The organism is Microcoleus sp. Pol12B4, from assembly GCF_036701385.1.
Classification (GTDB): Bacteria; Cyanobacteriota; Cyanobacteriia; order Cyanobacteriales; family Microcoleaceae; genus Microcoleus.
On the sequence record NZ_JAUBQR010000212.1, the window covers coordinates 1 to 11,714 of the forward strand.

The following is an 11,714-nucleotide window of genomic DNA, read 5'->3' on the forward strand; positions in this document are numbered from 1 at the left end:
ACAGCTTTGGTAAATGGCAAACCGACACTCATGGAATTTTATGCTAATTGGTGCGGTAGCTGTCAGGCAATGGCTAACGATCTGAGCGAAATAAAACAGAAATACGCCGAACCGCTGAATTTTGTGATGCTGAATGTAGATAATGACAAATGGCTGCCAGAAATCACCAAATATCGAGTAGATGGCATTCCGCACTTTGTCTATTTGAACGATAAAGGCAGCGCCGTTGCTGAAACGATGGGTGAAATGCCGCGCAGTATTATGGAAGCTAACTTAGAAGCTTTAATTGCAGGAAAACCTCTGCCAAACGTCCAAGCTGGGGGTCAAGTTTCTAATTTTACTCCCCCCACAGGGCCTGTGAAAACAAGTAGCTCCGACCCCCGCGCCCACGGCTCTCAAGTACAGTAAATGAAGTCATTAGTCAGTAGTCAGTAGGAATAAGAGGCGTTGCTGATTTACGGTATGAAAGGCTAAATATGCCAGTCATAGAAACCAATATCGACAAAGCTTGGGGATTTTTAACTGATTTTTTTCATACCCTGATTAAGCAACGCCAAATGAGATTGATCGCACCTCAGTTAAGGAAGGGCGAGCGCACTTGGGGATGTGATTAAAAAAGGGCGATCGCCTAGTTAAAACTCACTACGCCGTTTTATTGGGTTTGGGTGGTTTGCCACGAGAACCGCTGGTTTTTTTTACAAACATTCTCCCTGGGTATCCCAAGGAATGTTGGCGAAAAAAACCCTGAGTTTCTCCAGATTTATGATAATCTGTTCAATTCGTTCTTTTGACTGGGTATCAGTTGAAGTAATTTCGTGCAGATGCTTGAGATACTGTTTGCATTTTGCTTCAACTGCGTCGGCACCTTTATCAAAGGCTGTGGCTGTCTCTTGCCAATACTGGTCGATTCCTCCTAAGAATTTATCAACAACACCCTGTTTTTTGAATTGTTGGTGAATTTCTTTTGCTAACCGCTTCTGCCAAGCTTCCCCAAATAAATTCCATACTAAAGAAGCCAGTCCAGCAGCCAAACCAATCCCTAGAACTATTGGGCCACCAATCGCAGCTACGAAAGAAATTACTGTTGCCGTGCCACCACCGATACTAATACCAAGTGCTGACAAAAGACTGACTAATTTCGCTACTAAGATATAGCTGCCAAGATTGCCAAGGCCTGCTGCCCAAGCGGCTAAGGCACCATAAGTACCTAAACCTGCTATCCCACCAAGAAAAGCTCCTTTTGTATCGAAGGGAATAGATACTACTATTCCATCTTTGTTGGGAAGTTTAGGCACTGGGTATTTTTCTAGAAAAGCGTCAATCTCAGCCTTGAGTTTTTCAGAATTGACACTAATCCGATTTTCTAAATGACTTTGCAGCAGATCGACTAAATAACCGGGAGCGTATTCTTGAGCCTATTTCTGTTTGTCGTATCTCTGGCGAATCATTTGTTCTATAAACTCTACATCGATCTTTTTTTCTGCATAGGTCTGAAATGATTTGCGGGTATCTTTCTCTAATTCCTTAATTTGTTTGCTCACTTGACTGCGTTTTTGCCGCATTTCTCGCTGACGTTCAGGTTCATTTTTCTCGGCTTTGTCAAGCTCTTTTCGATACTCCTCTATTTTGGCAACAGTTGTTTGATATTGCTCAATCGAGTTAGCGTATTCTTGTTTTTTGTCTTTTTTGACCGCATTGATTTCGCGGTCGATACGAGAGATGACTGGTTTAGGAAGAGTCTCGCAGAGGAGTTGAGTTAAATCATCAAAGAGACGCTGACAGCGATCCGGCTTTTCTGACCAGAAAGTGAAGAAACGCTTTTGCACATCTTCCTTGGTAATATCCCGCTTTGTTAGCTTCCGACGAAACTCTATAGCAGTTTCATCAAGTTCTTTATACAGTCTGGCTGAAGCTTTATTGAGAATTTTGGGAAGCTCATCGTCAGGGATACTCGGATCGGCGTGTGTCGCCACAATAAAGAAATTGCCTAGCGTCGGAAAGTCGTTGCATTCATTCTCTGGGGTCGGCAACAAACGCAGCAAATTCCGAAGTCGCACCATATCTTGACCATTGATGTGACCCTTGGCAGGAGAAGCATAAAGCAAGACATTAGCAATCTTGGTGGCACTATTAGCTTTCTCAACATCCTTTGATACTTCATCTTGTTTATCAGAGTAACCGGGAAGGTCAATCAGGTTACACGCTTTTAGCAAAGGAGCATCTACATAAACTATAGCTGTATGTCCGCCCTCATTGCTATCGTCAGAGTCATCATATTGGTGTACGCCATATTTTTCTAGCAGGTCAAAGGAGCCGAATTGCAAAAAATGCTTCTGACAACGCTCCCGATTCTCTAAATATAGGAAGTCAAAATTTAGCTTGCCGTTTTCATCTTGCCAAAATTTCTCATCAATAATTCCCACGTTTCCATCAAACCATTCGGGGCGACTTTCCACATGACAAACAATGGTAATGACTCTTGTTGCAGGCTGATAGCCTGTTGGCAATACTTTTTGGCCTAAAAGAGTATTAGCAAGATAGGATTTACCAGAGTCAAATGCTCCTGTCAAGACAACATTTGGTTTTTGATAATACTGGTTAATTTGTTCTTGCAGATCGTTAGGTATACGTAGTTCCGTTGGCAATTCTAGCCAAGGTAAAAAAGAATTTTCATCGATATACTGATTAAGTAAATTTAGCCGGCGATAAAGTTCAGCGTAGGGACTGCCTGGTTCAATTCCTGGGAGTGGAGGTATTTCCTCTGACATGGCAGTTGCAATGTCAACACCTAATATTTGCAGCCATTTTACTGCCATTCCCATCGGAACTTGTGCAGGGAACTGCTCATAATTTTTAACCTGATCTACAGAAATGCCGAGCCCGCTGGCAACTGATTCTTGACTGATACCTTTCTGTTCCCGATAGCGTCTAAAATTGATGTTCATAGCATTCTGCTACCCGCTAGTTTAATCCACAGGAAGTTATTTGTTTTTTATAATTATCTTCTAATTATGAATTTATCGGAGTCATAAAATGTAAAATTTTATCAGCAATTGAGACGATCGCTCTGTCAGAAAACGTCAGATTGTGTCATCTTGGTCAGAAAATGTCATAAAAAATATGATAAAATAGGCAAAACTTTCACGCCTACCTGACTAATGAACGTTCAAGAAGTCTTGAGATTTGCCGATGACATGGTTTTCGCCAAGACGGGAGAACATTTGGAGGATCTGCAAAAAGCTATCCTGCTGGGTGTATGGAAAGGTCAAAGATACTCTAAAATTGCATAAGAATCTCACTGCACAGAAGGTCATGTCAGAAATGTCGCATCGGAATTATGGCAACTACTCTCAGATGTATTAGGTGAAAATGTCAATAAATTAAATTTTAGGTCGGCATTGGAGAGGTCGCAATTTGCCTACTTTTCAAATTATGGAAAAAATTCTTTACAGATTGGTAATGTAAATGTCTGTGATAATAGTTTGCAAGCTTCAGAAATTCCAAAAACCCGATCGCCCTCCACCCCCACCTCAGACACCTCCCAACCCCAAACCAGACTAGACTTAGCAGACGCACCTCACATTTCATCATTGTCCGATCGCACATCCGAACTCGCCACCCTCGAAAAATCCATCGTCCAAGACAAGTGCAACCTTGCAGCCATATTAGGAATAAGCGGCATTGGCAAAACCGCCCTTTCCCTCCACCTAATACAAAAAATTCAGCATAAATTTGAATACGTCATCTGGCGAAGTCTCCGCCACTCCCCACCGTTAGAAACTACCCTAAAAAATCTCCTAGAATTTCTCTTAAATAAATCCGAAATCGAACTCCCTAGCAGCATACCCGATCGACTTTCCCTGTTAATGGAATTTCTGCGAAAAAACCGCTGTCTCATTATCCTAGACGACGTGCAAACCATTCTCAGCAGCGGACAATTAGCAGGAAATTACCGCCCCGAATGCGAAAATTACAGCATCCTCTTCAGACAAATCGGAGAAACAACCCACAATAGTTGCTTAATCCTCAACAGTTGGGAACCTCCCAGAGAAATTACCGTATTAAAAGGAGAAAACTCACCCGTTCTTAGCTTACAACTCCAAGGCATAGGTACAGCAGCAGCCGAAATTTTCCGACAAAAAAGTTTACTCAATCCCGAAACATGGGACAACTTAATTAACACATACCGAGGCAATCCATTGTGGTTGAAAATAGTCGCCACCACCATTCAAGAAATATTCCGAGGTAGGGTGGCTGAATTTTTGAAATATGATATGCTATTCTTAGGGGAAGAATTGGCAGCAACATTGCACCCGCAGATAAATCGTTTGTCAGAATTAGAGAAAAAGCTCATCTGCCGCCTCTGCCACGAAGCAAATTCAGTTTCAATAGAGCATTTGCTAAAAGATGCTGAGTTATCGCCCTCCGAGTTATTCAACGGGCTGCAATCTTTGGGGAGGCGATCGTTAGTTGAAATAGAAGAACAGGAGAATGAAACGTTATTCAGCGTTTGTCCTGTGGTGAGACAATATGTAATATCCAATCCAGTTGATTGATACTTTCCGACAGTGCGACAGTCCGACAGTCCGGCAGGGGTTGAAACCCCCGCCTCAAAGCTAAAGTCGGTTAAAACCGACTGCAGAGTGTGATGAAAATGCAATTAATTGTAGTCCTCTTTTAGAGGACTTTCGCTGTGAGACAGGGGTTTTCAACCCCTGTCGGACTGGAAGTCAAACGAGAGATTCGATCGCAAATATGAATACTGCTGAACCTTCATTAACTAAAACAGAATTAAGAAAATCGCTCCTCAACACCCGCAAATCCCTATCAGCACAAGAATGGAGACAAAAGAGCGATCGACTCTGCAACCGCCTGCAAAACTCGCCCCTATTCACCCCAGGAAAAACAATCCTCGCCTATTTCAGTTGTCGCCAAGAACCAGATTTAAGTCCCCTATTTGTAACTTCCCGCAAATGGGGATTTCCCCGCTGTGTCGGCAAAGAGCTATCCTGGCACATCTGGCAGCCCGGAGATGCTTTACATACTGGAGCTTATGGCATACTCGAACCCCTGCCGGATGCTCCTAAAATACACCACTCAGAAGTAGATTTAATACTCGTACCCTCAGTAGGCTGCGATGTTCGCGGCTATCGCTTGGGCTACGGTGGCGGCTATTACGATCGAATGCTCAGTTTAGCTGAGTGGGAATCAAAAGTTACGATCGGCATTATCTTTGAATTTGCCTTGGTCGCCCAACTACCAGTTGACTGCTGGGATAAACCGCTGCAGAGCATTTGTACAGAAAGTGGTTGCAAAATTGCACAGCGAAAATCTTAAACGGGCATAAACAAATTAATTTTCCGCAATAATGCCTATATCCTCTTAATCTAGAATCTAGAATCTAAAACCTAAAATCTCAAATACTATGGCCCAGCGCTACGTTCGAGTCAAAACAACACAAGGACACATCCACTACGGTTTACTGCAACTGGGCCACAGCGTTCAAGTATTTGATGCACCGCCCTGGTTAAAAGGACAACCAACCGATTTGGAACTTTCACCAGATACTTACCAAATTCTCGCCCCGTGCTCTCCCTCAAAAATTGTAGCCGTAGGCAAAAATTATGTCGATCACGCCGCCGAGATGGGAACCCCAGTACCGGAAGAACCACTGCTGTTTTTCAAGCCTCCGAGTGCCGTCATCCCAGCAGGTGCAGAGATTCGTTATCCGCAGCAGTCGGAAAGGGTAGACTACGAGGGAGAATTAGCCCTGGTAATTGGCGAACATTGTACCAACTGCACTCCCGAACAAGCACACAGCAAAATTTGGGGATATACGATCGCCAACGACGTAACAGCCAGAGATTTGCAAAAGCGGGACAACCAGTGGGCGAGGGCCAAAGGGTTCGATACTTTTTGTCCCTTGGGGCCTTGGATTGTCCGCGAACTGAGTCCTGCTGCACAATTGCAGACTTTTATCAATGAGAGCGAGCGACCGGTACAGTCATCCCCGATCGATCGCATGGTATTTTCCCCAGACTTTCTCGTCTCCTACATTAGTCAAATTATGACCCTAATTCCCGGTGATGTGATACTGACGGGAACGCCGCAAGGAGTAGGGCCGCTACAAATAGGCGATCGAGTCCGCATCGAAATTGAAGGCATCGGCAGTCTTGAAAATACAGTAGTTATTAGTAATGGGTAATTGGTAATTATCACCAACAACGGTCAACTAACTAACGAACCTGCATATAAACAGCATCCGAAAGCGGAGGAATCTCTGCATAGCGTCCCAAAAGCGACTGCACGACTGCATAGACAAATGCAGCAAAAGCGCCCAAAAACACCATGTTATACAGAGTTTCCGCAATAAATGCGACTTGAACGCCGTTAGAAAAGATCGGCAAAACCAGACCACAGAGCATCAAAACAATGTCTAAAAGAATCGCCTGCATCGCATTAAAACGAATGAAGTGACTGATGTTTTCGTTTCTAACTACTCCTAAATACAGAGCAAAGAAGATAATCAAGCTAGCAAAGGGCAAACTATAAATTTGCATCAATGGAGCTAGCGGTATCAACAACAGTTGCAAGACAGGAAACTGTGTAAACAGAAACCTGCCAAAGGCAAGCCCGTCAACCAACGGAAGCAAATAAGGCAAAGAAGCAAAAATCCGGTCTGGAACAGTTGTAGATCCGCGCCAAGTCATAATGAACTCTCCTGAGTCGATCGATTAACTATTAATTCCATTAAACTCAGGATAACGCAGCAGCAGGGTTTGTGTTCCGACTCGCCCGGAATTGGCTTTTTACTCAGCGGGGAGCAGCCTCAACTACCAAGGGCAGGCTTTCTTATTTAATATTGGCAATGACGAAGCCCATTTGACACTCGTACCGATCGGGCAAATTTTCCGTAGGTTTAGCAACTGGATGTCCACAGCGAAGCTCTCCACCACTCCAGCGCGGTTGCCCAGTGCGATCTGCCAGCAAACAACTTTGGCAAACACACTGAGGGGCAAGCATCTGATTTTCCATTAAAATGACTAACATTTGATACCTCCGGCAGGTTTCACACCAGTAATTTCATTGTATGTCAGGAGTTGGGGACAAACCGCTTAACCTGAACACAACGTAATATTTATGTCAATGGTGCGAAATCCGTAGTACGGTATAAGATCCCCAATTCCCAATCCCAAAACTGTCAAGAGGTTGATTATTGTGACGGACACTAACTTAGAATTCCTTTCCAAAACCGATCCGCTAATTGCCGATTTAATCGGGCAAGAGCTCCAGCGGCAGCGAGACCACCTAGAACTCATCGCCAGCGAAAACTTTACCTCCGCAGCGGTAATGGCAGCTCAAGGATCAGTGCTGACCAATAAATACGCCGAAGGACTGCCAGCGAAACGGTACTACGGCGGCTGCGAATTTATTGACGGCATCGAGCAAATCGCGATCGATCGCGCCAAACAGCTATTTGGAGCTGCTCACGCCAACGTCCAGCCCCACTCCGGCGCTCAAGCCAACTTTGCAGTATTTTTGAGCTTGCTCGAACCCGGAGACGGAATTATGGGCATGGATTTGTCCCACGGCGGCCACTTGACCCACGGTTCACCGGTCAACGTATCCGGCAAATGGTTCAAAGCTTTTCACTACGGCGTCAGCCAAGAAACAGAACAGCTTGACTATGACGAAATTTTGGCACTGGCCAAAGAAAACCGGCCGAAATTGCTCATTTGCGGCTATTCAGCATATTCGCGAATTATCGACTTTGAGAAGTTTAGAGCGATCGCCGACGAAATCGGAGCCTACCTGCTCGCCGACATCGCCCACATTGCCGGGTTAGTCGCCACAGGACACCACCCCAACCCACTCCCCCACTGTCACGCAGTCACCACCACCACTCACAAAACCCTGCGGGGCCCCCGTGGTGGCTTGATTATGACCAATGACCCGGAATTAGGTAAAAAGTTTGACAAAGCAGTTTTCCCCGGCACTCAAGGTGGGCCCTTAGAACACGTCATTGCGGGCAAAGCAGTAGCTTTCGGCGAAGCATTAAAGCCTGAATTTAAAACTTATTCCGGTCAAGTAATTGAAAATGCGCGCGCTTTAGCTGCACAGTTGCAGCAGCGGGGTTTAAAACTCGTTTCCGGTGGCACGGACAATCACTTAATGCTAGTTGATTTGAGATCGGTAAACATGACAGGCAAACAAGCCGACCAATTAGTCAGCGGTGTGAATATTACTGCTAATAAAAATACCGTGCCTTTCGATCCGGCATCGCCCTTTGTCACCAGCGGTTTGAGACTCGGTTCGCCGGCGATGACCACCAGGGGAATGGGAACAGCAGAATTTACCGAGATTGGCAATATTATTGCCGATCGCCTCCTAAATCCAGATGATGAAAGCGTCGCAGCCGACTGCCTGCGTCGAGTCGCAGCACTGTGCGATCGCTTCCCCTTATATCCCCACTTGTACTTGAAAGTGCCGGCATTAGCTTAATTTTCCTGATCGGCAATGGGGAATTGGTAGTTGGAAGTGTACGGGTAAAAGGGTAAAAGAGCAGGAAAAGATTGAGAGTTGCCGGTAGCGATATTGACAAGCGGTTTTCACCAAAAATATCGATCGCCAATACGGTTTTAGTAAAGATATTTGTCGGGCGGGGCTGGTTTGACTAACGGTATTTGTCGGTTGCGAAAGATACCGCTCAACTGGGCCCGCTCGCCAAATATCGACTTTTTTGCTCGCGAAAAAGTCGATATTTCAAATCGTTAATTCGAGAGTTATGAATGAACAACCTGACAATTCGCCCCAGGGCAACTGCCATTGCGGCAAATCTCCGACTCCCAAACCCCCAGTCACTCTTCAAGATGTTTCCTTGTTATAAGCCATCTGAAATGTAGTAGACTCTGCCTGACAGCCTAATTGCCCCGCACTATTTAAAATTGATTTCAGATGCCGTACCAGTATCTGTACCACATACTCGCTTTCCTGGTTTCTGCGATCGTCGTCCTCTGGAGTACACCAATAGTCAAAAAAATTGGTCTCAAAAGCGGGCGAGTCGATCGGCCAGGCGAGCGAAAAGTCCACAAGCGCCCTATGGTGCGCTTGGGAGGAGTTTCCATCTTTCTCGGCACTATCACTGCCCTCTTATTTGTCTGGCTCTCAGGAGGCTTCATCGATGCTAACGGACAAGTTCTCAATCCCAAAGACGAATACGAAATTTGGGGAGTCACCCTCGGCGGCATCGGATTCTTCCTCATCGGTTTAGCAGACGACCTATTTTCGCTCTCGGCATTAAAACGCTTGCTCATGCAAATTGGCGTATCCAGCATCGTTTGGATGGCAGGCGTACAAATTGAGTTTCTGACAGTTCCCTCCTTGGGACTGACTGATATTGGCTGGCTGAGCTTGCCAATTACCGTGATTTGGCTCGTCGGCATGGCGAATGCCATCAACTGGATTGACGGTTTGGACGGTTTAGCGGCCGGAGTTTCAGGGATTGCAGCAGTTGTAATGCTGATTGTCAGTCTGGCGATGCACCAACCGGCGGCGGCCCTGATTGCAGCGGCTTTAGCTGGCGGGGCCTTGGGATTTCTGCGCTACAACTTCAATCCGGCTCAAATCTTTATGGGAGATGGCGGGGCTTATTTTATCGGGTTTACTCTTGCTGGAGTGGGAGTAATTGGGTTAGTTAAAACTACGGCTGTTACTTCTGTGTTGCTGCCCTATTTAATTTTAGCTGTACCGATTTTAGATATGTCGGCTGTCATTCTCGATCGACTTCGCAACGGCAAGTCACCGTTTATTGCTGACAAGCGCCACCTCCACCACCGACTTCTACAAGCCGGACTATCCCATCGATTTGCGGTTTTATTTATTTACTCACTGACACTGTGGGTGGGAAGTTTAGCCCTAGCTTTTTCGCTTCCCAGCGGCGTAATTTACGCTATGGGTGCAACAAGTTTGCTGGGATATGCTAGCTGGAAAGTTTGGAGACACGCTAGGTGAAGGAAGAAGGAAGAAGGAAGAAAAATAATTTCTAATGCCCAATGCCCAATTCCCAATGCCCAATGCCCAATTCCCAATGCCCAATGCCCAATTCCCAATGCCCAATGCCCAATTCCCAATGCCCAATTCCCCAATCTAAAATCCAAAATCTAAAATCTAAAATTGAATGGTTGCTGAAATTATTTGTGTTGGCACTGAATTGCTGTTAGGCGATATTCTTAATAGCAATGCCCAGTTCTTAGCCAAAGAATTAGCGAGTCTGGGAATCCCTCACTACTATCAAACAGTGGTGGGGGACAATCCAGAACGTATCAAACAAGTGTTAGAAATCGCCGTCAGTCGATCGCAGCTTTTGCTCTTGACCGGAGGCCTGGGCCCCACACCAGACGATCTGACAGTCGAAACGATCGCCGATTTTTTTGGGGTTCCCCTCATCGAAAAGCCGGAAATTATTGCAGATATCGAATACAAATATGCTCAGCGGGGACGCACCATGAGTCCCAGCAACCGCAAACAAGCTTTAATTCCAGAAACTGCGGACATTCTGCCGAACCGCAGCGGTTCTGCACCGGGCATTATTTGGCAGCCGGTTTCTGACGTGACAGTAATGACATTTCCCGGCGTACCTGCGGAAATGCACTTGATGTGGCAAGAAACCGCCGTTCCTTACCTGAAAAATGGCGGCTGGTGCAGCGAAACTATTTACAGCCGCACATTAAAATTTTGGGGTATTGCTGAGTCGGCATTGGCGGAAAAAGTAGAGAGTTTTCTGAATTTAACTAATCCTACTGTGGCTCCCTACGCCAATCACGGCGAAGTCAAACTGCGGATTTCGGCCCGCGCGGAGTCGTCCGTGGCTGCGAAAAACTTGATTGAGCCGATCGAACAACAATTGCGACAAATTGCCGGCTCGGACTGTTACGGTGCTGATAGCGATACCCTCGCTTCTACTGTGGGTCAATTGTTGCTTGATGCGGGGCAAACTCTTAGCGTGGCTGAATCCTGCACGGGAGGTGGATTGGGGGCGATGCTGACGGGTGTTCCCGGCAGTTCGAGCTACTTTTTAGGCGGGATTATTTCTTACGACAATCGGGTTAAGGAAGGATTATTAGGTGTTAATCCGCAAGATTTAGCCGAATTTGGCGCAGTCAGCCACCAAGTAGCCAAACAGATGGCTGCAGGAGTTCGCGCTAGTCTCAATACAAATTGGGGATTGAGCATTACAGGCATCGCCGGGCCAGGAGGTGGCACAGGCGCTAAACCTGTCGGACTGGTTTATGTCGGTTTAGCGGGCGACGGCGAGACAGAAAGTTTTGAATACCGCTTTGGCGATGCCCGATGCCGCGATTGGATTCGGAATCTGAGTAGCTGTACGGCGCTCGATCGACTCCGGCGTAAATTATTGTTGGTAAAAGCGTAAAAAAAATCTCACGATTGGTTAATTGTCAACAGTCAACCGTAAACTTAAGCTTTATTTAACACTCTATAGTTCGAGATAGTTCGGCAATATTCCGCTGGCCTCTTGATTATCTGTAAAGATTCGTTATGATAATAAGATAGGACTGATGGGCCAATATACTGACTCTCTCCATTGCTCAAAATAACCAGCAAGCGAGAAAGCAAGTTTGACCTTTGGTTTCAAAGTCGTGCTTGCTTATTTTCAGATATTTAGCCGTCGGTTTAGCAATCTAGACTATAAAAAA

The 11,714-nt window shown here is 45.7% G+C and carries 11 protein-coding genes; 7 read left to right on the forward strand and 4 right to left on the reverse strand.

What is annotated here, in order from left to right; all coding sequences use genetic code 11:
• On the forward strand, positions 1–408 hold a 408-nt coding region (locus QUA38_RS23305; RefSeq protein WP_333166048.1), incomplete at its 5' end, for a thioredoxin domain-containing protein.
• Positions 409–695: 287 nt separating this feature from the next.
• On the opposite strand, the gene QUA38_RS23310 is transcribed toward QUA38_RS23305, so the two are convergent.
• Both QUA38_RS23310 and QUA38_RS23315 read right to left on the reverse strand, forming a co-directional pair.
• Positions 696–1,295, reverse strand: coding sequence for a hypothetical protein (locus tag QUA38_RS23310; RefSeq protein WP_333166050.1), 600 nt, complete (start codon positions 1,293–1,295; stop codon positions 696–698).
• Positions 1,296–1,415: 120 nt separating this feature from the next.
• Positions 1,416–2,945, reverse strand: a complete 1,530-nt coding sequence (locus QUA38_RS23315) for a dynamin family protein (RefSeq protein WP_333166053.1) — start codon at positions 2,943–2,945, stop codon at positions 1,416–1,418.
• 537 nt (positions 2,946–3,482) lie between these two features.
• On the opposite strand from QUA38_RS23315, the gene QUA38_RS23320 reads away from it, so the two are divergent.
• The 3 genes from QUA38_RS23320 (at position 3,483) to QUA38_RS23330 (ending at position 6,205) form a co-directional block, all read left to right on the forward strand.
• Positions 3,483–4,556, forward strand: coding sequence for an NB-ARC domain-containing protein (locus tag QUA38_RS23320; RefSeq protein ID WP_333166056.1), 1,074 nt, complete (start codon positions 3,483–3,485; stop codon positions 4,554–4,556).
• Positions 4,557–4,755: 199 nt separating this feature from the next.
• Positions 4,756–5,337 carry a 5-formyltetrahydrofolate cyclo-ligase gene (locus tag QUA38_RS23325; RefSeq protein ID WP_333166059.1) on the forward strand — a complete coding sequence of 194 codons (582 nt, stop codon included), beginning with the start codon at positions 4,756–4,758 and terminating at the stop codon, positions 5,335–5,337.
• Positions 5,338–5,425: 88 nt separating this feature from the next.
• Positions 5,426–6,205, forward strand: a complete 780-nt coding sequence (locus tag QUA38_RS23330) for a fumarylacetoacetate hydrolase family protein (RefSeq protein WP_333166062.1) — start codon at positions 5,426–5,428, stop codon at positions 6,203–6,205.
• Positions 6,206–6,236: 31 nt separating this feature from the next.
• Here the strand turns inward: QUA38_RS23330 and QUA38_RS23335 are convergent, their stop codons facing one another.
• Together QUA38_RS23335 and QUA38_RS23340 are read right to left on the reverse strand one after the other, a co-directional pair.
• Positions 6,237–6,710 carry a Tic20 family protein gene (locus tag QUA38_RS23335; RefSeq protein ID WP_333077581.1) on the reverse strand — a complete coding sequence of 158 codons (474 nt, stop codon included), beginning with the start codon at positions 6,708–6,710 and terminating at the stop codon, positions 6,237–6,239.
• A gap of 142 nt (positions 6,711–6,852) precedes the next feature.
• Complete coding sequence (locus QUA38_RS23340) at positions 6,853–7,050, reverse strand: hypothetical protein (protein ID WP_006631916.1); 198 nt, start codon at positions 7,048–7,050, stop codon at positions 6,853–6,855.
• A 168-nt stretch (positions 7,051–7,218) separates the two neighbouring features.
• Between QUA38_RS23340 and glyA the strand changes: the two genes are divergently transcribed.
• The 3 genes from glyA to QUA38_RS23355 all read left to right on the forward strand — a co-directional run bounded on the left by glyA (position 7,219) and on the right by QUA38_RS23355 (position 11,431).
• Positions 7,219–8,502: a serine hydroxymethyltransferase gene (glyA, locus tag QUA38_RS23345; protein ID WP_333060851.1), complete on the forward strand. Its 1,284-nt coding sequence runs from the start codon at positions 7,219–7,221 to the stop codon at positions 8,500–8,502.
• Positions 8,503–8,955: 453 nt separating this feature from the next.
• A complete protein-coding gene (locus QUA38_RS23350; protein WP_333166065.1) occupies positions 8,956–10,011 on the forward strand; it encodes an MraY family glycosyltransferase in 1,056 nt (351 codons plus the stop codon).
• 166 nt (positions 10,012–10,177) lie between these two features.
• Positions 10,178–11,431 (forward strand): competence/damage-inducible protein A, encoded by a 1,254-nt coding sequence (locus QUA38_RS23355; RefSeq protein WP_333166068.1) that lies wholly within the window; start codon positions 10,178–10,180, stop codon positions 11,429–11,431.
• Positions 11,432–11,714 lie beyond the last annotated feature (283 nt).